24 protein-coding genes are annotated in these 24,436 nt (G+C 67.8%); 16 read left to right on the forward strand and 8 right to left on the reverse strand.

The features are described from left to right. Positions 1-1,104, reverse strand: coding sequence for a bifunctional 3,4-dihydroxy-2-butanone-4-phosphate synthase/GTP cyclohydrolase II (gene ribBA / locus NMB43_RS00465; protein ID WP_494350186.1), 1,104 nt, complete (start codon positions 1,102-1,104; stop codon positions 1-3). A 79-nt stretch (positions 1,105-1,183) separates the two neighbouring features. Further along, positions 1,184-1,789, reverse strand: coding sequence for a riboflavin synthase (locus NMB43_RS00470; protein ID WP_494350187.1), 606 nt, complete (start codon positions 1,787-1,789; stop codon positions 1,184-1,186). Positions 1,790-1,974: 185 nt separating this feature from the next. Here NMB43_RS00470 and gshA point away from each other — a divergent pair, with 185 nt between their 5' ends. The 14 genes from gshA (at position 1,975) to NMB43_RS00540 (ending at position 14,030) form a co-directional block, all read left to right on the forward strand. Continuing rightward, a complete protein-coding gene (gene gshA / locus NMB43_RS00475; RefSeq protein WP_494350188.1) occupies positions 1,975-3,267 on the forward strand; it encodes a glutamate--cysteine ligase in 1,293 nt (430 codons plus the stop codon). After that, positions 3,264-4,196, forward strand: a complete 933-nt coding sequence (gene gshB / locus NMB43_RS00480; RefSeq protein WP_494350189.1) for a glutathione synthase — start codon at positions 3,264-3,266, stop codon at positions 4,194-4,196. The genes gshA and gshB overlap by 4 nt, the downstream gene beginning before the upstream one ends. A gap of 219 nt (positions 4,197-4,415) precedes the next feature. Next, a complete protein-coding gene (locus tag NMB43_RS00485; protein ID WP_494350190.1) occupies positions 4,416-5,354 on the forward strand; it encodes a M48 family metalloprotease in 939 nt (312 codons plus the stop codon). A gap of 23 nt (positions 5,355-5,377) precedes the next feature. Then, positions 5,378-6,451, forward strand: coding sequence for an FAD:protein FMN transferase (locus NMB43_RS00490; RefSeq protein ID WP_494350191.1), 1,074 nt, complete (start codon positions 5,378-5,380; stop codon positions 6,449-6,451). Between the two features lie 64 nt (positions 6,452-6,515). Next, the gene (locus tag NMB43_RS00495) at positions 6,516-6,911 is read left to right on the forward strand and encodes a PTS sugar transporter subunit IIA (RefSeq protein ID WP_494350192.1); all 396 of its coding nucleotides are present in this window, start codon (positions 6,516-6,518) and stop codon (positions 6,909-6,911) included. Position 6,912: 1 nt separating this feature from the next. Beyond that, positions 6,913-7,182, forward strand: a complete 270-nt coding sequence (locus tag NMB43_RS00500; protein WP_494350193.1) for an HPr family phosphocarrier protein — start codon at positions 6,913-6,915, stop codon at positions 7,180-7,182. A gap of 82 nt (positions 7,183-7,264) precedes the next feature. After that, positions 7,265-8,989, forward strand: coding sequence for a phosphoenolpyruvate--protein phosphotransferase (ptsP, locus tag NMB43_RS00505; protein ID WP_494350194.1), 1,725 nt, complete (start codon positions 7,265-7,267; stop codon positions 8,987-8,989). Positions 8,990-9,127: 138 nt separating this feature from the next. Further along, complete coding sequence (gene rng / locus NMB43_RS00510; protein WP_494350195.1) at positions 9,128-10,582, forward strand: ribonuclease G; 1,455 nt, start codon at positions 9,128-9,130, stop codon at positions 10,580-10,582. Continuing rightward, positions 10,582-11,244: an HAD family hydrolase gene (locus tag NMB43_RS00515; RefSeq protein WP_494350196.1), complete on the forward strand. Its 663-nt coding sequence runs from the start codon at positions 10,582-10,584 to the stop codon at positions 11,242-11,244. Before rng ends, NMB43_RS00515 begins: the two co-directional genes overlap by 1 nt. 10 nt (positions 11,245-11,254) lie before the next feature. Continuing rightward, positions 11,255-11,893, forward strand: a complete 639-nt coding sequence (locus NMB43_RS00520) for an alanyl-tRNA editing protein (protein ID WP_494350197.1) — start codon at positions 11,255-11,257, stop codon at positions 11,891-11,893. A gap of 50 nt (positions 11,894-11,943) precedes the next feature. Next, a complete protein-coding gene (locus NMB43_RS00525) occupies positions 11,944-12,564 on the forward strand; it encodes a glutathione S-transferase family protein (RefSeq protein ID WP_494350198.1) in 621 nt (206 codons plus the stop codon). Further along, a complete protein-coding gene (gene ruvA, locus NMB43_RS00530; RefSeq protein ID WP_494350199.1) occupies positions 12,561-13,148 on the forward strand; it encodes a Holliday junction branch migration protein RuvA in 588 nt (195 codons plus the stop codon). The genes NMB43_RS00525 and ruvA overlap by 4 nt, the downstream gene beginning before the upstream one ends. Before the next feature lies 1 nt (position 13,149). After that, positions 13,150-13,506 (forward strand): antibiotic biosynthesis monooxygenase family protein, encoded by a 357-nt coding sequence (locus NMB43_RS00535; protein ID WP_494350200.1) that lies wholly within the window; start codon positions 13,150-13,152, stop codon positions 13,504-13,506. Further along, entirely contained in the window at positions 13,503-14,030 is a 528-nt protein-coding gene (locus tag NMB43_RS00540) for a DUF4442 domain-containing protein (protein WP_494350201.1), read from the forward strand. The genes NMB43_RS00535 and NMB43_RS00540 overlap by 4 nt, the downstream gene beginning before the upstream one ends. On the opposite strand, the gene ydiK is transcribed toward NMB43_RS00540, so the two are convergent. The 5 genes from ydiK to NMB43_RS00565 all read right to left on the reverse strand — a co-directional run bounded on the left by ydiK (position 13,973) and on the right by NMB43_RS00565 (position 19,994). Further along, positions 13,973-15,109: an AI-2E family transporter YdiK gene (ydiK, locus tag NMB43_RS00545; RefSeq protein ID WP_494350202.1), complete on the reverse strand. Its 1,137-nt coding sequence runs from the start codon at positions 15,107-15,109 to the stop codon at positions 13,973-13,975. The genes NMB43_RS00540 and ydiK overlap by 58 nt on opposite strands. Before the next feature lie 46 nt (positions 15,110-15,155). After that, complete coding sequence (locus tag NMB43_RS00550) at positions 15,156-16,184, reverse strand: hypothetical protein (protein ID WP_494350203.1); 1,029 nt, start codon at positions 16,182-16,184, stop codon at positions 15,156-15,158. Positions 16,185-16,271: 87 nt separating this feature from the next. Further along, positions 16,272-17,054, reverse strand: coding sequence for an enoyl-ACP reductase FabI (fabI, locus tag NMB43_RS00555; RefSeq protein WP_494350204.1), 783 nt, complete (start codon positions 17,052-17,054; stop codon positions 16,272-16,274). A 112-nt stretch (positions 17,055-17,166) separates the two neighbouring features. Then, positions 17,167-19,524 carry a penicillin-binding protein 1C gene (gene pbpC, locus NMB43_RS00560; protein ID WP_494350205.1) on the reverse strand — a complete coding sequence of 786 codons (2,358 nt, stop codon included), beginning with the start codon at positions 19,522-19,524 and terminating at the stop codon, positions 17,167-17,169. Between the two features lie 47 nt (positions 19,525-19,571). Then, positions 19,572-19,994: a DUF4395 family protein gene (locus NMB43_RS00565; protein ID WP_494350206.1), complete on the reverse strand. Its 423-nt coding sequence runs from the start codon at positions 19,992-19,994 to the stop codon at positions 19,572-19,574. A 161-nt stretch (positions 19,995-20,155) separates the two neighbouring features. Between NMB43_RS00565 and NMB43_RS00570 the strand changes: the two genes are divergently transcribed. Next, positions 20,156-20,464 (forward strand): hypothetical protein, encoded by a 309-nt coding sequence (locus NMB43_RS00570; protein ID WP_494350207.1) that lies wholly within the window; start codon positions 20,156-20,158, stop codon positions 20,462-20,464. A gap of 15 nt (positions 20,465-20,479) precedes the next feature. Here the strand turns inward: NMB43_RS00570 and NMB43_RS00575 are convergent, their stop codons facing one another. Further along, on the reverse strand, positions 20,480-21,754 hold the full coding sequence (locus NMB43_RS00575) for an amidohydrolase family protein (protein ID WP_494350208.1): 1,275 nt from the start codon (positions 21,752-21,754) through the stop codon (positions 20,480-20,482). Positions 21,755-22,022: 268 nt separating this feature from the next. On the opposite strand from NMB43_RS00575, the gene NMB43_RS00580 reads away from it, so the two are divergent. Further along, on the forward strand, positions 22,023-24,398 hold the full coding sequence (locus NMB43_RS00580) for a methyl-accepting chemotaxis protein (protein WP_494350209.1): 2,376 nt from the start codon (positions 22,023-22,025) through the stop codon (positions 24,396-24,398). Positions 24,399-24,436: the final 38 nt, after the last annotated feature.

Here is a 24,436-nt window from a genome sequence, read left to right on the forward strand (position 1 = left end):
TCAGGCAGATTCGGGCGGCAGGTAGCCGGTGATTTCGAGGCCGAAGCCGGCCATGCTGGGCATGCGGCGCGGGTTGGCCAGCACGCGCATCTTGCCGACACCGAGGTCGCGCAGGATCTGCGCGCCAATGCCGAAGATGCGCGGGTCCCACTTGGCGGCGGGTTGCGGGGTGTCGGGCTTGACGCCCAGGGCGGCCAGCACTTCATCGCTGGTTTCCGGGCGGCGCAGCATGATGATGGCGCCGTGGCCGTGGGCGGCGATGCGCGCCAGGGCGGCATCCACCGAGTAGCTGTGGCGGCAGTTGGCCGGGTCGATGAAGTCCAGCACCGACACCGGCTCGTGCACGCGCACCAGGGTCTCGGTGTCGGGCGTCAGCTTGCCCAGGTACATGGCCAGGTGCAGTTCGCCCGAGGCGCGGTCGCTGAAGGCGGCCAGGCGGAACTCGCCATGCGGAGTCATGATGGGCTTGTCGGCCACGCGCTCGACCAGCTTCTCGACTGCCGAGCGATAGTGGATCAGGTCACGGATGGCGCCGATCTTCAGGCCATGCTCTTTGGCGAACACCAGCAGGTCGGGCAGGCGGGCCATGCTGCCGTCGTCGTTCATGATCTCGCAGATCACGCTGGCGGGTTCCAGCCCGGCCAGTTGTGCGAGATCGCAGCCGGCCTCGGTGTGGCCGGCGCGCACCAGCACGCCGCCCGGCTTGGCCATGATCGGGAAGACATGCCCCGGTTGCACGATGTCGCTGGGCTTGGCGTGCTTGGCGACGGCGGCGGCCACGGTGCGTGCGCGGTCGGCGGCCGAGATACCGGTGGTCACGCCTTCAGCGGCCTCGATCGAGACGGTGAAGGCGGTCGAGAACTGGCTGCGGTTGTCGCGCGCCATCTGGTTGATACCCAACTGGCGGCAGCGTTCTTCGGTCAGGGTCAGGCAGATCAGGCCGCGTGCATGCTTGGCCATGAAGTTGATGACCTCGGGCGTCGCGTACTGCGCGGCGACCACGATGTCGCCTTCATTCTCGCGATCCTCGTCGTCGATCAGGATCACCATCCGGCCGTTGCGGATGTCCTCGATGATGTCGCGGATGGGGGAGAGTTCGCTCATTTCACTGCCTTCCTGTCGCTGTGCGACATCCTCCCCAGGGGAGGGAGCGCGCCTTCTTCGGGCGGCCGTACGAATGCGCTCATGCTGCGTTTTCCTTTTGCCACTCGAGCATGCGCTCGACGTGACGGGCGATCAGATCGGCTTCCAGATTGACCTGGGCGCCGCTCTTGAGGTGTTTCAGATTGGTGACCTGGACGGTATGCGGGATCAGGTTGATTGAAAATTCGGAACCTCGCACCCAATTGACGGTCAGGCTCACACCATTGACGGTGACCGAGCCCTTGCGCGCCAGGTAGGGCGCTACCGTGGCCGGGGCGCGGATGACCAACTCGTGGCTCTCGCCGACGGGCTCGAACTTGAGCACATCGCCGACGCCGTCGACATGCCCGCTGACGAGGTGGCCACCAATGCGGTCAGCCAGGCGCAGGGCCTTCTCCAGGTTCAGCTCGTTACCGATCCGGTCGAGACCGACGGTGCAGTTGAGGGTTTCGCGTGAGACATCGAAGCGCAGCGCGCTACCTTCGATGGCGATCACGGTCAGGCACACGCCGCTGTTGGCGATGGAGTCTCCCAGGGCGACGTCGGACAGGTCCCAACCGTGGGTGTCCACGGTGAGCCTGAGGCCGTCCTGCAAGGGGTCGACGGCGGCGATATGGCCGATGGTGGCAACGATGCCGGAGAACATGGGAGTGGGTGCGGAAAGCAAGAAAATCGAGGGAAGTGCCTGATTTTACGCGAAGGACAGCCCCCCCGCCATGGCCGCCCTGCGCCGCAACATGCTTGGTGTAACATCGTCCGTCCCTGTGGCAGGCCAGTCCGGCCCTCGCAGGAGCGCCTAGAAGCACAGAAGGAAGAAAGGGGTTTTCGCGCATGGTGCCGCATCTGACCACCGCCCTCACCGGGCCGCTGCTGGAACTGGAGCGCAGCTTCCTCGACCAGTCTACGACCATCGAACAATGGTTCCGTCGCCAATGGCTGGATCACACGCCGCCCTTCTATGGCTCGGTCGACCTGCGCAACAGCGGCTACAAACTGGCGCCGGTCGACACCAATCTCTTCCCTGGCGGCTTCAACAATCTCAACCCGGATTTCCTGTCGCTGTGCGTGCAGGCCGCCCAGGCCGCCATCGAGCGCATCTGCCCGGAGGCGCGCAGCATTGTGCTGATCCCCGAGAACCACACGCGCAACATGTTCTACCTGCAGAACGTGGCGCGCCTGGCGACCATCCTCGGTCACACCGGCCTGCGCGTGCGCATCGGCTCCCTGCTGCCCGAGATCACCGCGCCGACCACGATCGAGCTGCCCAATGGCGAGAGCCTCACGCTGGAGCCCCTGGTCCGGCGCGGCAAGCGCATCGGCGTGGAAGGGGCCGACCCCTGTGCCGTGCTGCTCAACAACGACCTCTCGGCCGGCGTGCCGGAGGTCCTGCAGGGGCTCGAGGGGCAGTGGGTCATCCCGCCCCTGCATGCTGGCTGGCATGTGCGGCGCAAATCCACCCACTTTGCCGCCTTCGATGAGGTCGCCAGCGACTTCGCCCGCGCCATGGGCATCGACCCCTGGCTGATCAATCCCTATTTCGGCGTCTGCGACCAGATCAACTTCCATGAGCGCACCGGCGAGGAATGCCTGGCCAGCCAGGTCGACTTCCTGCTCGCGCGCATCCGCCAGAAGTACGCCGAGTACGGCGTCAGCGACGCGCCCTTCGTGGTGGTCAAGGCGGACGCCGGCACCTACGGCATGGGGGTGATGACCGTGCGCGACGCGTCAGAGGTCGTCGGCCTCAATCGCCGCCAGCGCAACAAGATGAGCGTGGTCAAGGAAGGCCTGCAGGTCGACAAGGTCATCATCCAGGAGGGCGTGCGCACCCTGGAGACGGTCAATGGTGGCGTTGCCGAGCCGGTTGTTTACATGATGGATCGCTACGTCGTGGGTGGGTTCTACCGCGTGCACGGCGAGCGCGGCCGCGACGAGAACCTCAACGCGCCCGGCATGCACTTTGAGCCGCTGGCCTTCCAGACCTGCTGCAGCACGCCGGACTGTCGTCAGGAGCCGGATGCCGCGCCCAACCGTTTCTATGCCTATGGCGTAGTGGCACGGCTGGCCCTGCTGGCCGCCTCGCTGGAGATCGAACAGACGGCGCCGGTCGAGGAGGCGGCCGCGTGAACATCGCCTTCATCGTCGATCCGCTACCCAAGCTCAAGGCCTACAAGGATTCCAGCGTAGCCATGATGCGCGCTGCCCAGGCGCGCGGTCACCAGGTCTTCGCCCTGCAGCGCGACAGCCTGACCGTGCGCGATGGCGTGGTCGGCTGCACCACCGTGGCCATGCAACTGACGACGGACGATAACGACTGGTACCGGGCTGGCGAGCCGGAGAAGCGCACGCTGCTGTCCTTCGACGGCGTACTGATGCGCCAGGATCCCCCTTTCGATGCCGAGTACGTGACCGCCACCTGGCTGCTGGAGCGGGCGGTGGCGCAGGGCGCGCGCGTCTTCAACGACCCGCGCGCGATCCGCGACCATTCCGAGAAGGTCTCCATCACCGAATTCCCCGAGCTGGCGCCGACCACCCTGGTGGCGCGGGAAGCTCAGGCCTTGCAGGCCTTCATCGACGAGCTGGGCGAAGTGATCCTCAAGCCGCTCGACGGCATGGGCGGCAGCGGCATCTTCCGGGTGCGCGCCGACGACCCGAACCGCAACTCCATCCTGGAGACGCTGACCGCCGACGGCACACGGACCATCATGGCCCAGCGCTACCTGCCGCAGATCGCCGAAGGCGACAAGCGTGTGCTGCTGGTCGCCGGCGAACCCATGCCCTATGCCCTGGCGCGCATCCCCAAGGCCGGTGAGACGCGTGGCAACCTGGCCGCCGGCGGGCGCGGCGTGGCGATGCCGCTGACTGCGCGCGAGCGGGAAGTGGCGAGCTACCTGGGCCCCATCCTGTGGCAGCGTGGCCTGTTGATCGTGGGCCTGGACCTGATTGGCGGCCAGCTCACCGAGATTAACGTGACCAGCCCGACCTGCATGGTCGAGATCGCGCAGCAGACCGACTTCGACATCGCCAGCAAGGTGATCACCGCCCTCGGCGGTTGAGCCGGCGGGCCGCCCGCCTATCCAGTTTGCATTCGCTTACATACCCGCTACAGACCAAAGGGCGGGTCCGGCGTGCAGGGGCCGGCGGCTTGAATAGGCTCACAGCATCCGAAGCTATTTGCTGTGAGTCGCCATGTCTGCCCCGCAGTCCTCCTCCCGTTCTGGTTGCTGTCCCGCATCGCTCCGCGCGAGCGTCCGGGGCGTCCGGGGGTGTGCACGATGAATACCGTGTTCGCCCGCCCTGTCGCGCCCACCCAGGACTTGCGCCATGTCGTGCGCATCGAGGCGGCGGAGGATGGCGTCACGGTCAGCGGCCCGACGCCGGCTCCGGACCGCGATACGCGGCCGGGGAGCGCCAAGGCGCCCCTGCTGTACTTCCCCGACGGCCGCCGCTACGCCGTGGACGACACCCTGGCGCTCGACACCGTGCTGGCCGAGGCCCGCCTGCGCCGTCACACGCGCGGCTTCGCCCTCACCGCCCGCCTGGGCTGGCAATGCCTGGTCATGTTGCTGCTGATGCTGGCTGCCGTGGCCACCCTGGCCCACCGCTGGACCGTGCCGGTCGCCACCCGCGTGCTGGCCGAGGGCCTGTCGCCGCGCATGGTGCGGGCCGCCTCCGAGCAGGCCCTGGCCCGCCTCGATGCCGGCTGGCTCACGCCCAGCGAGCTGGATGAGGCGACCCAGAACGGCTTGCGCGCGCGTTTTGCCACGCTGCAGATGCCGGCCGCGCCGACCGTCGCCTGGCGCGTCGTGTTTCGTTCCAGCGAGCGCGGCGGACCGCTGGCCTTCTCCCTGCCCGACGGCGTGATCGTGCTGACCGACCAATTGGTCCGCGCTTCACGTGGCCCGGACGAAGTGGTGGCCGTGCTGGCCCATGAGTTCGGCCGCCTGCAGCGCAGCGATGCACTCAACAGCCTGGCCGCCCGTCATCCTGGTCTGGTCCTGCGCGCCTGGGGCGGCAGCGATGCGCTGGTGCCCAAGCTGGCGGCGGGCCTGATCGACACCGCCCCGCAGGCGCAGGACCCGGCGGCGGCCGAGCACTTCGCCAGCGAAGTGCTGAGCATGAACCGGATCTCCTCCCAGGCGCTGGCCCTGCAGGGGCGCCTCGACGGCCACGCCCGGCCGCCCGCCCTGCCGCCCCTGCTGCGCGGTTCCTGAGCGGCCTGCCGTATCATTGCGGCATGCCCGCGTTGTCCTTTCTGCATGATCTCGCGCCCGGGTCTGGCGCCCGCCTGCTGGTCAGTCTGATCCTTTCCCTGTTCCTGGCAGCCTGCGGCGAACCCCCGCAGGTCCGCCAGGAGTCCTATGTCTTCGGCACCCGCGTCGAGGTGCTCAGTTATGGCGCACCGGAAGCCCAGGCACAGACTGCCCTGGCCGCCGTGCTGCGCGAGTTCGACCGCCTGCACCGGGCCTACCATGCCTGGCAGCCCTCCGAGCTGACGCAGTTGAACGAGGCCCTGGCGCGTGGCGAGGTGCGCGTGGTCAGCCCGGAACTGGCCCAACTGCTGGCCTGGGCGCGCGAATCCAGCGCCGCCAGCGAAGGCTTGTTCGAGCCAGCCATCGGCCGCCTGATCGAGCTCTGGGGCTTCCACCGAGACAACTTCACGCCGCTCAGGCCTGACCCGGCGGCGATCCGCGCGGTCCTCGCCGCTCGTCCGCGCAGTACCGACCTGGTGCTGGAGGGCGCCCGGGTCAGCTCGCCCAACCGCGCCCTGAACTTCGATTTCGGCGGCATCGCCAAGGGCTATGCGCTGGACCGGGCGGTGACCATCCTCCGTGAGCACGGCATCCGCAATGCCCTGGTCAATATCGGGGGCAATGTCATCGCGCTGGGGCGCAAGGGCGAGCGGCCCTGGCAGGTGGGCATCCAGAACCCCCGTGGCTCTGGCGCGCTGGCCACCCTGGCCTTGTACGAGGGCGAGGCGATCGGTACCTCCGGCGACTACCAGCGTTTCTTCGAACTGAATGGCCGCCGCTACAGTCACCTGATCGACCCGCGCGATGGGCTGCCGGTGCAGCACACCCAGGCCGTGACCGTGCTGATCACGCCGCGCGTGCATGCCGGCCTGCTGTCGGACGTCGCCAGCAAACCGATCTTCGTCGGCGGGCCGGGGCGCTGGCGCGACATGGCCCGCCGCATGCAGGTGGAGCATGTGCTGCGCATTGATGCCGATGGCCACTTGAGTCTGACCGCGCCCATGCGGGCGCGCTTGAGCTGGGTCGGCGACGCACCCCGCAACGTGATGGTAGAGTGAATGCCGGTGCGGCTTTGCGGGCCGTGAACGGAGCACGGGCCCAAGCCCTGGGGTGGAGCAAACAATGGTTGGCATTCTGCTGGTGACGCACGGCACGCTCGGGGAATCCCTGATCCAGTGCGCCTGTCACGTGCTCAATCGTCGCCCGCTCCACATCGCCCAGTTGGGCGTATCGGCGCAGGACGATCCGTTGGACCTGCTGCCGCTGGCGCGCCAGTTGGTCACTTCGGTCGATACGGGCGAAGGCGTGATCGTGTTGACCGACATTTATGGCGCCACGCCATCCAACATGGCGCTCAAGCTGCTACAGCCGGGGCGGGTGGAAGGGATTGCCGGCGTCAACCTGCCGATGTTGCTACGCATATTGACCTACCGCGACAAGAGCGATATTGACACCGTTATCCACAAGGCCATCGCCGGTGGATGCGACGGAGTCCTTCACATCAAGGGAGGGGCGTGACATGCCTCGTGCTGAAACTGAAATCTGCAACCGCCTGGGCCTGCACGCCCGCCCGTCTGCCAAGCTTACCCAACTGGCCACCCAGTTCCGCAGCGAGGTATGGCTGGAACGTCAGGGCCGCCGCGTCAATGCCAAGAGCATCATGGGCGTGATGATGCTGGCCGCCGCCCAGGGTACGCGCCTGACCATCGAGACCGAGGGCGAGGATGCCGAGGCCGCCCTGCAGGCCATCGTTGAGTTGATTGCCAGCCGCTTCGGCGAGCGCGAATAAGAACTGCGCGCCCGCCGTGCGCGGGCGCCCGCCCCATCGGGGCCATCCAGGTGCAAGTGGCGCCGTGCCGCAGGAGTGTTGAATGCCTTTCGTCGTCCATGGTCTGCCAGTGTCCCAGGGAATTTCCATCGGGCAGGCCCACCTCGTCTCGCACGCCTTGCTGGAGGTCAGTCACTTCCAGGTCGCGCCGCGCCATGTCGAAGCCGAGGTGGCGCGACTCGAGGATGCGGTGGCGAAGGTGCGGTTCGAGCTGCGCGTGCTGAAGGAGACCTCCACCACCGCCCAGTCCGAAGTGTCCGCCTTCGTCGATCTGCACACCATGCTGCTCGACGACCCGATGCTGGTCGATACCGCCTGCCGCCTCGTCCGTGAGCGGCGCTGCAACGCCGAATGGGCCGTGGTGCAGCAGATGGAGCTGCTGCTGGAGCAATTCGACGCCATCGACGACGCCTACCTGCGCGAGCGCAAGGCCGATGTGGTGCAGGTGGTGGAACGCCTCGTCAAGGCGCTGCTGGGCCACCCCGGTGCGGTGCCGGCGCGCGGCCACAAGGACGACCTGCCCTCCATCGTGGTGGCGCACGACCTGTCGCCGGCCGACACCATCCACTTCAAGCAGAGCGCCATCGGCGGTTTCGTCACCGATGTCGGCGGGGCCACCTCGCACACCGCCATCGTGGCGCGCAGCCTGGGCATCCCGGCGGTGGTGGGCCTGCGCCACATCCGCCATGTGGTGCGTGAGAACGACGTCATCATCATCGACGGCACACGCGGCGTGGTCATCGTCGACCCCGACGAGCGCGTGCTGGAAGAGTACCGCCTGCGCCGCACTGCGCTGGAGCTGGAGCGCTCCAAGCTCAAGCGCATCAAGACCACGCGTGCGGCCACGCTGGACGGCGAACTGGTCTCATTGCAGGCCAACATCGAGCTGCCCAAGGATGTGAACCAGGCCAAGGAGGTGGAGGCCGATGGCGTCGGCCTGTTCCGCACCGAGTTCCTGTTCATGAACCGCGACGTGCTGCCCGACGAGGACGAGCAGTTCGAGGCCTACCGCGCGGTCGCCAAGGCCATGGGCGGCAAGCCGGTCACCATCCGCACCCTGGACATCGGTGCCGACAAGACGCTCAAGGGGGTGACCAAACGCAGCAGCGAGCTGAACCCGGCACTGGGCCTGCGCGCCATCCGCTACAGCCTGTCCGAGCCGCAGATGTTCCTGACCCAGTTGCGGGCGCTGCTGCGCGCCTCGCAGTACGGCAAGCTGCAGATCCTGTTCCCGATGCTGGCGCATGCGCATGAGATCGACGCCGCGCTCGCTGCGCTGAACCACGCCAAGGCCCAGTTGCGCGCCGAGAAGGTGAAGTTCGACGAAGCCGTGTTGGTGGGCGGCATGATCGAGGTGCCGGCGGCCGCCCTGTCGCTGGGCGTGTTCATCAAGCGCCTGCAGTTCCTCTCCATCGGCACCAACGATCTGATCCAGTACACCCTGGCCATCGACCGCGCCGACGAATCCGTGGCCCAGCTCTACGACCCGCTGCATCCGGCGGTGCTGAAGCTGATCGCCAACACCATCCAGACCGGCGCGCGCAACGGCGTGCCGGTGTCGGTGTGCGGCGAGATGGCCGGCGCGCCGAACTTTACCCGCCTGTTGCTGGGCATGGGCCTGCGCAGCTTTTCCATGCATCCGACGCAGATCCTGGAGGTGAAGCAGGAGATCCTGCGTGCCGACAGCCTCGACCTGGGCGCCAAGGTCGGCAAGATTCTCAAGCAGGAAGAGCCGGAGAAGCTGGTCGAAGCGATCCGGCGGCTGTAGGGCGGAACTCCACAGGAGGTTCCGCCGGCCGCCCGAAGGGCGGCAAGCTAACCCGTGCCTTGCGGAAGTGGCGGAACCTCCTGTGGAGTTCCGCCCTACGGGTAGAATCGGGCCACCCAGCCCCGAGCCTTTCTATCCATGAGCGAAGAATTCCTCGTCAATTTCACGCCGCAGGAAACCCGTGTGGCGCAGATGTTCCACGGCCAGGTGCAGGAACTGCACATTGAGCGCGAGCATGCGCGCGGCCTGGTCGGCAACATTTACCTTGGCCGCGTGGTGCGCGTGCTGCCCGGCATGCAGTCTGCGTTCATCGAGATCGGCCTGGAGCGCACCGCCTTCCTGCATGTGGCCGACATCTGGATCGATCGCCAGCACGGCGAGACGCCGCGCCCCATCGAGCGCATCCTGGCCGAGGGCCAGAACATCATGGTGCAGGTGCTCAAGGATCCGATCGGCACCAAGGGCGCGCGCCTGTCCACCCAGCTTTCGCTGGCCGGTCGCCTGCTCGTCTACCTGCCGCAGGACCATCACATTGGCATTTCGCAGCGCATCGAGAATGAGGCCGATCGCGAGCACCTGCGCGCCCGCCTGCTGGACATCCTGCCGCCGGAGGAGAAGGGTGGCTTCATCGTGCGCACCCAGGCCGAGCAGGCCAGCGACGAGGAGCTGGCGGCCGATGTGGCTTATCTGCGCAAGCTGTGGGCGGAGATCCAGCAGCGGCGCCTGGCCGTGCAGCCGCCGGTGGCGCTGTACCACGACCTCACCCTCGCCCAGCGCGTGCTGCGCGATCTGGTCACGCGCGACACCGAGCGCGTGGTCATCGACTCGCGCGAGAACTTCCACAAGCTGCATACCTTCGCCACCGAGTACATGCCGCGCGTGGCTCATCTGCTAGATCACTATCAGGGCGAGCGCCCGCTGTTCGACCTACACGGCGTGGAAGATGAAATCCAGAAGGCGCTGGCACGCCGCGTGGACCTCAAGAGCGGGGGCTACCTGATCGTCGACCAGACCGAGGCGCTGACCACCATCGACGTGAACACCGGTGGCTTCGTCGGCGCGCGCACCTTCGACGACACCATCTTCAAGACCAACCTGGAAGCGGCCCAGGCCATCGCGCGCCAACTGCGCCTGCGCAACCTGGGGGGCATCATCCTGCTCGACTTCATCGACATGGAGAGCATCGAGCATCGCCAGCAGGTGCTGGAGGAACTGACCAAGGCGCTGGCGCGCGACCACACTAAGGTCTCCATCGGTGGCTTCACCTCGCTGGGCCTGGTCGAGATGACACGCAAGCGCACCCGCGAATCGCTGGCCCATGTGCTTTGCGAGGCCTGCCCCACCTGTGGCGGGCGCGGCGAGATCAAGACCGCACGCACCGTGGCCTACGAGATCCTGCGCGAGTTGGTGCGCGAGGCGCGCCAGTTCTCGGCGCGCGAAATGCGTGTGCTGGCCGCGCCCAGCGTGGTCGACCTGTTCCTGGAGGAAGAGTCGCAGTCCATCGCGATGCTGCAGGACTTCATCGGCCGCCCGATCTCGCTGCATGCCGAATCGGGCTATGGCCAGGAGCAGTTCGACATCGTGCTGCTGTGATGAAGCTCTCGCTGCGCCGCCCGGAGGCGGTCATCTTCGACATGGACGGCCTGCTGCTCGACAGCGAGCGCGTCGCGCTGGATCTGTTCGCGCAGGCCGCTGCCGCACTTGGAGCGCCGTGGCAGCACGAGGTGGGCCTGCGCATGGTGGGGCTGAACTCGCGCGACTCCGATGGCATCGTGCTGGACGCCTTCGGCGCCGATTACCCCATCGTCGAACTGCGTGCGCGTTTCGGCGAGCTGTATGAAGCCAGCATCGAGCGTGGCGACATCCCCCTCAAGCCCTTCGTGCGTGAGCTGATCGAGCGCCTCAAGCGCGAGCGCATCCCCTGCGCGGTGGCGACCTCGACGCGGCGCACGCGCGCCATGGCCAAGCTCGCGCGGGTGCATCTGCTGGACGAATTCAAGGCGCTCGCCTGTGGCGACGAAGTGATGCGCGGCAAGCCGGCGCCGGATATCTTCGAGCTGGCCGCGCTGCGTGCCGGCGTGGAGCCGGGCAAGTGCCTCGCGCTGGAAGACAGCAACGCCGGCGTGCGCGCGGCGGTGTCGGCCAACATGCAGGTGGTGATGGTGCCCGACCTGCTGCGACCTGACCCCGGTATCCGCATGATGGGGGTGCAGGTCGCCGAGTCCTTGAAGGACGTGATTGCCGCCTTGTCCTGAGCCCGCCACCATGACGCACAAGCTGTTCTGGCAAGACCCTGGCCGTACCGCGCTCGATACCCGGGTCGCGCGGGTCGACGGCGACTGGGTGTGGCTGGCCGAGACCATCTTCTTCGCTTTCTCGGGCGGACAGGAGAGCGATGCCGGCAGCATCGGCGGGCAGGTGGTGCAAGAGGCGCAGCTCGACGGCCTGGACATCCGTTATCGCTTGCCCGCCGGGCATGGCCTGCAGGCGGGCCAGATCGTGCGGGTCGAGATCGACGGCGAACGCCGCCGTTGCCTCATGCGCCTGCACTTTGCGGCCGAGGTGGTGCTGGAGCTGAGCATGCGCGCGCTGCCCGGCGTGGCGCGCATCGGCGCCCACATCGCGCAGGACAAGGCGCGCATCGACTTCGAGTGGCCCGAGGGCATCGGGACCTTGATTCCACAACTGCAGGCGGAGGCGCAGGCCCTGCTGGATGCCGACCTGCCGATCGTCACGGCGTTTGAGGACGAGGCCACCCAGCGGCGCTACTGGGAGGTCGCGGGTTTCGCCCGCGTGCCCTGCGGCGGCACCCATGTGCGGCGCACCGGCGAGGTGGGGCGCATCGTGTTGAAGCGACGCAACCCGGGGCGCGGCAAGGAACGCATCGAGATCACGCTGGCCTGAGCTGGCTGGGTCACAATGGGGGCTGCCCGCAGCCACGAGGAGTCACCATCATGCAGCTCATCGGCATGCTCGATTCGCCCTATGTCAGACGCGTGGCCGTATCGGCCGCACGCATGGGGCTCGCCTTCGAACACCGCTCGGTGTCGGTGTTTCGCCACATGGATACCTTCCGTGCCATCAATCCGCTGGTCAAGGCGCCCACCCTCGTGTGCGAGGACGGCGAGATCCTTGTCGACAGCAGCCTGATTCTCGATTACCTGGAGCAGCTCGCGCCGCCCGAGAAGCGCCTGCTGCCGGCGACGCTCGCTGCCCGCAAACATGCCCTGCACATCATCGGCGTGGCCCTGGTTGCCTGCGAGAAGACGGTGCAGCATCTCTACGAGCGGCAGTTGCGGCCGGCCGACAAGCAGCACGAGCCCTGGCTGGCCCGCATCAAGGCGCAGCTCGACGACGCCTGGCAGTTGCTGGAGCCGATTGCCGAGCGCGCACAGCCCTGGTTGCAGGGCGAGGCGCTGACCCAGGCAGACATCACGCTGGCCGTGGCCTGGCGCTTCAACCAGTTCGCCCAGCCCGGCCTCACCGAGCCCGGGCGCTACCCGGCCATCGCCGCGCTGTCGGCCTGCGCCGAGACCTTGCCCGAATTCCTTGCTTACCCCGTGGACCGCGAATGATCGGAAGACTCACCGGCAAGCTGCTTGCCAAGAACCCACCGCAGATTCTGCTCGACGTGCAGGGCGTCGGCTACGAACTGGAGGTGCCCATGAGCACCTTCTACCACCTGCCGGCCACCGGCGAAGTGGTGAGCCTGCATACCCACCTGATCGTGCGCGAGGATGCGCACATCCTGTTCGGTTTTGGCAGCGAAGACGAGCGCAGCGCCTTCCGCCAGTTGCTGAAGATTTCCGGCATCGGCGCGCGCACCGCGCTGGCCGTGCTGTCCGGCCTGTCGGTGGCGGACCTCGCGCAGGCCGTCGCGTTGCAGGAGGTGGGGCTGCTGACGCGCATCCCCGGCATCGGCAAGAAGACCGCCGAGCGTCTGCTGCTGGAACTCAAGGACAAGCTCGCCAAGGCGCTGCCGAATGTCGGTGGCATTGCCGTGCAGGGCGCGGGCGGGCATCAGGCCGACATTGCCCATGCGCTGCTGGCCCTGGGCTACAACGAGAAGGAGGCCTTCGCCGCGATGAAGCAGTTGCCGGCGGAAATCGGCGTGGCCGAGGGCATCCGGGCGGCATTGAAATTGCTCTCCAAAGCCTGACATGAGCACGCCAGCCGAAGCCTTTGCCCCCTTGCCGGAGCCGCCCTACTACGCGGTGATCTTCGCCAATCAGCGCCAGCCGGCGCGGCCGGACGATGGCTATGCCGAGATGGCGCAGCGTATGGTTGAGCTGGCTGCTACGCAGCCTGGCTTCCTGGGGGTCGAGAGTACGCGCGGGGAAGATGGTTTCGGCATCACCGTCTCCTACTGGGCGAGCCTGGAGGCCATCGCGGCCTGGCGCCAACATGGCGAGCACACGCTGGCGCGTGAGCAGGGGCGCAGCGACTGGTACGCCCGCTACCAGTTGCGCATCGCCAGGGTAGAGCGGGCCTACGATTTCACGGCAGCACCACGATGAGTACCAGTCCCAAGCTCAAGCAGGGCTTCCTGCGCAACATCTCGCTCTCGGCCGGCATGTCGCGGCGCCTGATCAACCTGTGGCCGCCCTTCATCGGGGCGGGCATCCATGTGGAATACATCGCCGAGGACTACCGCGAGGCGCGCGTGCGCATGCGTCAGGGCCTGCTCAATACCAACATCTTCGGCACCCATTTCGGCGGCTCGCTGTTTGCCATGACCGACCCGTTCTATGCCCTGCTGATCCTGCACAACCTGGGCCGCGACTACGTGGTGTGGGACAAGGCTTCCAACATCCACTTCAAGTTGCCGGCCAAGGGGCGGGTGACGGCCAGCTTCCGCATCGACGACGCGATTCTGGAGGACATCCGGGCCCGCACCGCCGGTGGCGAGAAGTACGAGCCGACCTACTCGGTGGACATCGTCGACCAGCGTGGCGAGGTCGTCGCCACGGTCGACAAGACGATCTATGTGCGGCTCAAGCCCGCGGGGTCGGGCAAACTGGCGGCGCCGTCCTCCGCCTGAGGTGGCGGCGTGGCGACGGGCGGGGCGCTGGCCGGTGTCTGGTTGATCCAGGCGCCAATCAGGGTGTAGCTCACCGCCAGCAGCAGCGGGCCGAGGAAGATGCCGACCAGGCCAAAGGCCATCAGGCCGCCGATCACGCCGCCGAAGATCAGCAGCAGCGGCAGGTCGGCGCCGCGCTTGATGAGGATGGGGCGGATCACGTTGTCGAGGCTGCCCACCAGCAAGGTGATGCCCACCAGCACGCCGCCCCACAGCGAGTCGCCGCTCCAGAACAGCCAGCCGATGGCCAGCGCCAGCACCGGGATGGGGCCGATCTGGGCGATGCACAACATGAACATCAGCGCGGTCAGGATCGCCACGAAGGGCACACCGCAGATGAGCAGGCCGAGTCCGCCCAGCAGCGACTGCACCAGGGCGGTGACGCCCACGCCCAGCGCCACGCCACGGATGGCCTGGGCCGACAGTTTGACGATGCCCTCGCCCTGCTCGCCGGCGAGGCGGCGCGCGAAGCGCCGCACTGCGTCGGCCGCCACCTCGCCCTGGGCGAACAGCAAGGCGGCAAACACCACGGTGAGCAGAAACTGAAGGACCAGTAAGCCAAGGCTGCCGATGTGGGAGGCGAACCAGTGGCTGATCTCCTGCATGTAGGGCGCCAGCTTGAGCGCGATGCCCTGCAGGCCGATGCTGGCGTAGTCAGTCCAGAACTGGACAATCTTGCCGCCCACCAGCGGGATGCGCGCGACCCATTCCGGCGGCGGCGAGAGCAGGAAGGCCTGCAGGCCGCGCGCCATGTCCACCAGTTGCCCGGCATTGGTGACCAGGGTGGTAATGGCAAGCGTCAGCGGCACGATCAGGACCAGCAGCAGGCTCAGGCTCATGATCGTGACGGCGGCCGCACGGCTGCCGCCGAGGCGTGCCTGGATGCCCCGCATCAAGGGCCAGGCTGCGACCACCAGCATGGTCGCCCACACCAGGGCGGGCAGGAAGGGGCGCAGCACGAGCAGGCTGCCGATCAGCAACAGGCCGATGAACAGGATGGCGAGCAGGGTGCGGGGCAGATCTTGGCGACTGGCTTGCATGGAGTCCTCGCGGTCAGACAACGCAGAATCGTGAATGCAGCCCCACCTAGCCCAGCAGGACCGAGGCTTCGTCGAGGCGCAAGCCGGTCGCCTGCGGCAACTGGCGGCCCACCCGTACCGGGATGAAGGCCCGCTCGATGGTTTCCGCCTCGCGCCGTACGCGCACCAGATCGTACTCGATCAGGGTGCCGCCCTGGTTTTCGCCCAGCACCTGGTTCATGTCATCGACGTTGAGCCGGCATGCCTGCACCTCGATGTGTTCGGCCGGTGCGGCGAACACCGCGCGCAGCAGCTCCAGCTCGCGCTCGAGCTGGCCGTCGCTGGCGCCCAGGGCCTTGAGCTTGCGCTCGTTGGTCTCCAGTTGGTGCAGCAGCTTGCGCGAGTCGGTCTGGCCGGCGCCCTGGCCCTCCTTGAGCATGTGGTCCAGGCCTGTGCCGCGCCGCTCGAAAGTACGCAGGCGCGCGCGCAGCAGGGCGGTGTCGGTCTCCAGCGACTTGCGTTCCTCGCGCTCGGCGTTGATGCGCGACAGCGCGATCAGCGCCAGCTCGTCGACCAGGCGGCGCGCGATGGCGCGCCACAGGTTCTGCGGCGAATCGCCGAACAGGCGCAGGCGGTGATCGGAGAAGCTGACCGTGGTCAGCGCCACGTCGCGCTGCACCATCTCACCCTTGAGCGCCATGCCCAGCACCTTCTGCTCGCGCACCGACATGCCCATGATCGCGTGCGCCTCCTCCAGCAGCGGCGCATGCTCGAAGAAGCCACGCAGCTCGGCCGCCTCGGCGAGCGTCTTGTCGACGTCCTGGGCGGTGACGAACATGCATTTGAGGCAGGGGTCCTGCGCCCATTGCTGGGCACTCAGCAGGTGCGGCTCGGGCAGCAGCGCGCGCTGCTCCTGCAGGAAACGGATGCTCGTCTCCACCGCCGGCGCCAGCTTGTCGCGCGCACGCGACACCACGGCCAGGCGCGGGTCGGTCATGCGGATGATGTAGTCGGTGGTCTCCTGGATCAGGCGGTCGAGCGAACCGTCCGTGGCCAGGTCAGGAGTACGACGGCGAAACCAGCCCAGCAAACCCATGAAGGGACTCCGCTTGCGAACATGAACGAGGGCAAGGTTAGCGCAAGGCGAAGCGCCGCGGGTCGGGTGGCCGCGGCGCCCGCGCGCTCAGCCCATGATGTTGACGCCGCCGTCCACGTACAGCGTGTCGCCAGTGATGCGGCGCGCGTAAGGGGTGGCGAGGTAGGCGCAGGCGAAGCCGACGTCCATGATGTCGACCAGCTCGCCCACCGGGGCGCGGCTCACGGCCTGGTTCAGCAACAGGTCGAAGTCCTTCAGGCCAGAGGCGGCACGGGTCTTGAGCGGCCCCGGCGAGATGGCGTGTACGCGGATCTTCTGCGGCCCCAGCTCGTAGGCGAGGTAGCGGCAGCAGGCTTCCAGCGCGGCCTTCACCGGACCCATCACGTTGTAGTTGGGCACCACCTTTTGGGCGCCGTGGTAGCTCATGGCGAACATGCTGCCGCCCTCCTTCATCAGCGGCGCGGCCAGCTTGGCCATGCGCACGAAGGAGTGGCAGGAAACGTCCATGGCCACCGAGAAACCGTTGGCCGAGCAGTCCAGCAGGCCGCCCTGCAAGTCTTCCTTGGGGGCGAAGGCGATGGAGTGCACCAGGATGTCCAGCTCGCCCCACTTGGCTTTCACTTCCTCGAACACGGCTTCGAGCTGGCCGGGTTGTGAGACGTCCAGCGGCAGGAACAGCGACGCGCCGAGCTTCTGCGCGAGGGGCTCCACGTGTGGCTTGGCCTTTTCGTTGAGATAGGTGATCGCCAGCTCGGCGCCCAGTTCGGCGAAAGCGGCGGCGCAGCCGAAGGCGATGGAGTTCTCGTTGGCGACCCCGATGACCAGGGCTTTCTTGCCGGCCAGCGCCGGGCGTACAACCTGCATGACCATGACATCAACTCCTCGTGAAGGTGGAGAGAGGCAAGCGGAAAGCGACAAGAATTGTGCTGCTGCAGTGCAACAGGAAGTATAGCCGCGCTCCTTGTCACCGTGGTGACACAGCTCAAGGCGAGGTGGCCGGGCTCAGGCGGAAGGCGACGGCATCGTGGTGGCCATGGCCGTCCATCACGGTCAGGCGGTGTGGGCCGGGTTCGCTCACCTGGACGGCCAGGGTCTTGCGTGCCGAGGGCGGCCCCAGGGGCTTGCCGTCGAGCAGCCACAACAGCTCGCCCTGGGCGCCGCTGGCCTGCACGCTGATGAGCGCGGCACGCTTGCCCGGTGCGGGGCGGATCTGGCTGTCCGGCGCGAGGCCGGCGATGCGCAGCGGACTGCCCTCGCCCTGCGTGCAAGCAGGCAGCCAGGATGGCAGCGCATGCGCGCGGCGCTCCGCCACGTCCAGCCAGGGCTCCAGCAGGGCCGGCCAGCGCGCCACTTCGCGCGCCTGAGCCTGCGGCGTGCAGCGCGGCGTGGTGCGCGCGCCGCTCGCCGGGTCGAGCCAGATCGTCTCGTGCAGGCTGCGCTTGCGTACCCGGTCCGGCAGGGTCGGTGGCACGGTGGCGTGGAGTACCCAGGCGCTGCGTTTCTCGTGGCACAAGGCCTCGGGCGTATCGGCCGCGCGCAGGCCCAGCGGCCAGCAGATCGCCTCGGCGCTGACCGCGGGCGGGCGCTGGCGGCGCGTGTCGCCACGTCGTGGCAGGGTGGCGGCAATGTCGCGCAGCAGCGGTGCGGCCACATTGGCGCCGAAGAAGCCGGGGTTGGGTGTGCCGTCAGGCCGGCCGATCCACACGCCCAGGGTGTAGCCGCCCGATACGCCGACCGCCCAGGCGTCGCGGAAGCCGAAGCTGGTGCCGGTCTTCCACGCCAGCGGCGGCCCGCTGCCGTCGTGGAAGGGGCGCTCCGGGCGGCCGCCGGCCTCCAGGATGTCGCGCACGATGAAGGCGGCGCCCGCGCTCATCAGGCGCCGCTCCACGACGGGTGCATCCGGACTCAGGCGTGGCTGGCCGGCCAGGCCGTCGGCATCGAGCGCGCGGTAGGCGCCGACCAGCTCCTCCAGCGTGGTGCCGGCACCGCCGAGGATCAGGCTGAGATTGGGCGCCACGCCCACGCCGGTGCGCAGGCGCAGGCCGCCGGCGCGCAACTGGCTGGCGAACTTCGCCGGGCCGACGCGCTCCAGCAGGTCCACCGCCGGTACGTTGAGCGAGCGCTGCAAGGCTTCCGACACGCTCACCGGCCCCGAGAAGTTGGACTGGAAGTTGCCCGGCTCGTAGCCACCGAAGGCCTGCGGTGCGTCGGCCAGCAGGCTCTCGGAATGGATCAGGCCCTCGTCCAGCGCCATCGCATAGAGAAAGGGTTTGAGCGTGGAACCGGGCGAGCGCACGCCGCGCACCATGTCGACGTGATTGAAGCGGCGCGCATCGGAGAAATCGGCCGAGCCGGCGTAAGCGCGCACCAGCAGCGTGTCGCTCTCCATGATCATGGCCGCCATCGACACATGCGGCGGCAACTGGCCCACGCGGTCGGCGAGCTGGCGTTCGAGCTGCGCTTGCAGCGCGCGGTCCAGCGTGGACTGCACCACCGTCAGCGGTCGCGCCGGGTCGCGGCGCGCGCCCTGGCGCAGGCGCTCGGCGGCCAGCGGGGCCAGCCAATGGGCGCGCAGCGGGTTGCTGGCCACGCGCTCGATGAGTGCATCCTCCACCTCTGCTGGCGACCAGCGGCCCTGCGCCGCCATGCGTACCAACACCTTATCGCGCGCCCGCTGCGCGGCCGCCGGGTAGCGGTCAGGGCGCAGCCGCGAGGGCGCCTGCGGCAGCACCACCAGCAGGGCGGCCTCGGCCTGCGACAGTTGCGCCGAGGGCTTGCCGAGGTAGGCCCGGCTGGCCATGTCCACCCCTTCCACGATGCCGCCCATGGGCGCGTGGTTCAGATAGAGCGTCAGGATCTCGCGCTTGGACAGGCGCAATTCAAGCTGCAGTGCGCGCAGGATCTGGCGCAGCTTGCCCGGCAGCGTGCGTGGTGGACGTTCGAGGATGCGCGCCACCTGCATCGTCAGCGTGGAGCCGCCGGACACGATCTGCCCGTGGGCCAGCCACTGCCAGCCGGCGCGCGCCAGCGCGAAGGGATTGACGCCGGGGTGATACCAGAACCAGCGGTCCTCGTAGCTCAGCAACGCTTCCAGGTAGTCGGGTGAGACCTGTTCGGGGGTGATGGGGTAGCGCCACATGCCGCCGCTGGAAGGCCAACTGCGCAGCGGCGCGCCATCGCTGGCGGCGACCACCAGGCCGGGCTCGTCGCGCGGCAGCGGGGGCGGCAGCAGGCGGTCGGCCAACAGGGCCAGGCTGAACAAGGCCGCCAGGGCGGCCCGCCAGGGATGCTGGCGGCAGAAATTCAGACAGCAGGCGGACAGCGCGCGCAGGCGGGACATGCGCGCACAGTATCACCGCCGCGGCCGCCGGCCGCGCACCCTGCGCTTCAGGTCGGCGGGTACAGCCGGTACCAGGCGGAGTAGGCCCAGCATGCGACGCAGAAGGAGAACGCCACTTCCAGCAGCGAGAACGTCAGCAGCGCGGCGACCGGCACGATCCACAGGCCGCTGCCCAGCAGGTAAAGCACTGTGGCGATGCCACTGGCGATCAGCAGGAGCTTGTTGGCGAACATCTTGGCGCCGGCGTTCTCCAGCCTGCCCGCTAGATTGGCCCGTTGCAGCAAGCCACTGTAGACGCGATGCGAAGGGCACAGGTGGTGGCCGAAGAACCCCCGCACCAGTCCCATCAAGGTCAGGATCGGGACCAGATAGGGAAAACCGGCCAGGGCCGATGCGCTGATCGTGAAGGTCAGCAGGGCATCGAGGCGGGCGGCGTTGGACCACACGGGCGGGACGTCAAAGCGCAGCACGGAAGACTCCATAAACAGAAACATTTATCCAACCATATAGCTACTAAGTTGTACTATACAGGAACGTAGGCGCGGGCCTTACAAACGCTTACAAGGGCGTGTCGGCACGGGTTTCTTGCTTGGCGTTACTTGCTCCATGTACCCCCCAAGGAGGAAGACGCATGACAACCCCACACACTTTTGTCCGACTGATTGGTACCGGCCTGCTCGCGACCTTCAGCGGCATCCTGAGTCCCGCCGCGCAGGCGGGGGTCGATGTGCATGTCGGCATCCATGTGCCCGGCGCGATCTACTATCCGCCACCGCCGCGCGTGATCGTGGTGGACACGCCCTACTACCGTCCCTACCCGCCGCCGCGCTGGCACCGCCCGCCGCCGCCGCCGCGTTATGGGTACCACCACCACCATCATCACCATTACTACGACCACCGCTCGCCGCGTGCCTACGAGCGCGAGGGCTGGCGGCGCTGAGCCGGCTGCGGGCGCTCAGCGCTGCCGCAGATCCACGCTGGCTGGGCGACCGGACAGGCTGAGTTCGCTCTGGCGTGGTGCGCTGCGCGCGATCACGCGACCGCCACGCAGCACCAGCAGGCGGGTGGCGCGCAGGCGGATCGCCTCGATCGGGTTGCTCGCCTGCAGTAGCACGAGGTCGGCGCGACAGCCGGGTGCCAGGCCGTAGCCTTCCAGCCCGAGGATCGCCGCAGGTGTCTCGGTGACAGCGGTGAAACACTGGCGCATCGCGTCCTGCCCGGTCATCTGCGCGACGTGCAGGCCCATATGGGCCACATCCAGCATGTCGCCGCTGCCCAGCGGATACCACGGGTCCATGACGCAGTCATGGCCGAAGGCGACAGCCACGCCGGCCGCCAGCAGTTCGGGCACGCGCGTCATGCCGCGCCGCTTGGGGTAAGTGTCGTGCCGCCCCTGTAGCGTGATGTTGATCAGCGGGTTGGCGATGGCAGCCACGCCGGCCTCCCGCATCAGCGGGATCAGCTTGGACACGTAGTAGTTGTCCATCGAGTGCATCGAGGTCAGGTGCGAGCCCGCCACGCGGCCGTGCAGGCCCAGGCGTTGCGTGTGGTAGGCCAGGGTCTCGATGTGGCGCGACAGCGGGTCGTCGCTTTCGTCGCAGTGCATGTCGACACGCAGGCCGCGCTGGGCGGCCAGTTCGCACAGGATGCGCACCGACTCGGCGCCGTCCGCCATCGTGCGCTCGAAGTGCGGAATGCCGCCGACCACATCCACCCCCATGTCGAGCGCGCGGCTCAGGGTGCCCAGCGCGCCGGGGCTGCGCAGCACCCCATCCTGCGGGAAGGCGACGAGCTGCAGGTCCAGGTAGGGCTTGACCCGCTCGCGCACATGCAACAGGGCTTCCACCGCCAGCAGGCGCGGATCGCAGATGTCGACATGCGAGCGGATCGCCAGCAGGCCCTGCGCCACCGCCATGTCGCAATAGGCCAGTGCGCGTTCGACGAGGGCCTCCTGCGTCAGGTGTGGTTTCAACTCGCCCCATAGCGTGATGCCCTCCAGCAGGGTGCCGGACTGGTTCATGCGCGGTTGTCCGTAGCTGAGGGTGGAGTCCATGTGGAAGTGCGCGTCCACAAAGGGTGGCGTCACTAACTGCCCGGCGGCGTCGATCTCCTGCGCGGCGGTGGCGGGCAGGGCCGGCGCGACAGCAACGATGCGCCCGGCGGCGACCCCGATGTCCTGGTCGCGCTGCCCGTCGGGCAGGGTGGCGTGGCGGATGATGAGGTCCAGCATGGTCCAGTACTCCCTTATGACGGTTATGTGAAGGCCCCGCCCCGGACGGTACCGCGTCCCGCCGAATCGAGAAATAGCCTGTCATTCGCCCGCATCATGAGCGCCCCGGATTGTGTCCCGGTGTTAAATTCCAACCCTAGCACTTTCGTTTAGCTGTCCAGTTTTGCAGTGCATGAGTTTGGTAGCCGGGGAAAGACACCGTTCAGGGCGCCCCGGTGGGTCGGCAACCGATTCTGTTCAAGGGGACATTGTGGCAAACGGCAAGGCAGTGGCTTTTCTGGCGCGCGAGATCGGCGGGAGCAGCGCGTCGGAGATGTTGTTCCGGGGGGCGCTGGCGGCGGTCGAGCGCAGCGGGCAGGACCTGGTGGTGTTCCGAGGTGGCTATTTTGGCAAGGATCCCGGCGCTGCGATCTATGCGCTGGTCAATGACAGTTATCTGGGCGCGCTCAACTGGGCGGCCTCCGACAAGGACAAGGCGCAGAGCCCGCAGTACCGCATCTACGACAAGCTGCCCCTGGTCACGCTGACCCAGCATGTGCCGCCGCACCCGGTGGTGGTCAACGACAGTCATTCCGGCATGCAGGCGCTCGTCGAGCACCTGATCACGGCGCACGGCAAGCGCCGCATCGTGTTCTGCCGTGGCCCCGAGGAGCACCCGCTGGCGCAGGAGCGCCTGCAGGCCTATCAGGAGGCGCTGCGCAAGCATGGCATCGCACTCGATGAGCGCCTGTTGTCGCCCTTCGGCAACTGGAACCGCGACCGTGGCCCCGAGCTGGTCCGCCTGTTCATCGAAGAGCGTGGGCTCGCGGTGGGCGAGGACTTCGACGCCATGGTCTGCGTCAACGACAACATCGCCATCGGCGCCATCGAGGAATGCCAGCGGCGCGGGATCCGCGTGCCGGAAGACCTGGCGGTGACCGGCTGCAACGACATCTTCGACACGCGCGTGAACATGCCGCCGGTGAGCACCGTGGCGCTGCGCGGCGACACCCAGGTGGCCTGCGCGCTGGACGTGCTCAACGCGAAGGCGCGTGGCGCCCCGGTGGCCGAGGTGACCAAGCTGCCGGGCCAGGCCGTGTTGCGCCAGTCCTGCGGTTGCGCCTCGGAGCAGGTCGCGACCGCCGCTTCGGGCCTGGTCTCGCTGCACCGTCGCTTTGCCCCGCTGGCCTTCGTGACCGGGCTGGTGCGCGCCTGCGGCGTGTTCAGCGCGCGCCGCGCCCGCGCCGAGATCGTCCAGGCCCTGGCCGGCCAGTTCAAGAATGCGGATGAGCACGGCCGCCTGTTCGACACGGTGGCCGAGCGCCTGGTCGAGGCACTGAACGAGGAGCTGGGCTGGGGGCGCCGCGCCGGCGCACTGAACCAGGCGGTGACCGAGGCGGTGCTGCAGTTTGATGCCGCCGACCTGTCGGTCGATGTGCTGCAACTGGCGGTGTCGGTGCTGCGCCGCCATCGCTTGCCCAGCCTGTGGCGGCGTGGCCGCATCCTGCGTGCCGAGGACCTGTTCTCGCAGGCGCGGGTGCTGCTGTCCGAGCTGTCGGTGCAGATCCATGAGACGGCCAGCATGAAAGCGCTGGAGCTGGAGCGCAGCGTGAGTCAGTTGGGCGCCAAGATGACGACGACGCAGGAAACGTCGGCCCTTATCAAGCTGCTTCAGGCCGAGTTGCCCAAGCTGGGCGTGCCGGCCTTCTACCTGGGGGTCTACGAGGGCGAGCCGGGGTGGAACCGGCTCACCATTCCGTCCCGCGTGCGCATGCTGATGGCCTACGACAAGGCCCACCCGCAACGCCTCGACAACGAGTGCATGGCGGTGAGCGAGCTGATCCCGCGCATCCTGCGCAGCGGGCGGGCACGCCAGACCCTGGTGGTGGTGCCCTTGCACTTCAACGAGCTGCAGATCGGCATCGCGGTGTTCGTGCTGGGGCCGTGGGACGGCACGCTGTACGAGTCGATCAAGGTGCAGCTCTCCAGCTCGCTGTACGGCTCGCTGTTGCGCCAGACCCTGCGCGACACGCTCGCTGGTATGGAGCGCAAGGTGGCCGCGGTATCGGGCAACTCCGAGCAGATCAAGGACAGCGTGCGCGGGGGCTCGTCGGCCATGGAAGGCGTGGCCAACAGCATCCACGGTATCTCCAAGCATGTGCAGGAGGTGACCCAGGTCATCCATGACGCGGTGCGCCTGGCCGCCGATGCGGCCAACGACATCACCGTGCTCAACAAGCAGTCGCAGGAGATCAGCAAGGTCACCGGCCTGATCACCGAGATCGCCGAGCAGACCAATATGCTGTCGCTCAACGCGGCCATCGAGGCGGCGCGCGCCGGCGAGGCCGGGCGCGGCTTCGCGGTGGTGGCCGAAGAGGTCAAGTCGCTGGCGGTCAACACGGTCAATTCCTCGGCCAACATCCGCAAGCTGATCCAGAGCGTGCAGGAGAACACCAGCCGCGTGCATCAGTCCATCGACGGCATGAACGCCATCATGCGCAAGATCGCGGGCCTGTCGACCGGCATCGCCAGTGCCATCTCCGAGCAGGAGACCTCCACCAACGAGATCTCCAACATCCTCACCGAGGCGGCCCAGGGCACCGAGGAGATCGCCGCCGCCCTGGCCGAACTGGATGCGCTGAGCCGGGAAGCCGGGCGACTTTAAGACGCCGTAAAAATTGGTTCTGGCGTGTTTGCGCCGTC

This window comes from Uliginosibacterium sangjuense, from assembly GCF_059132465.1.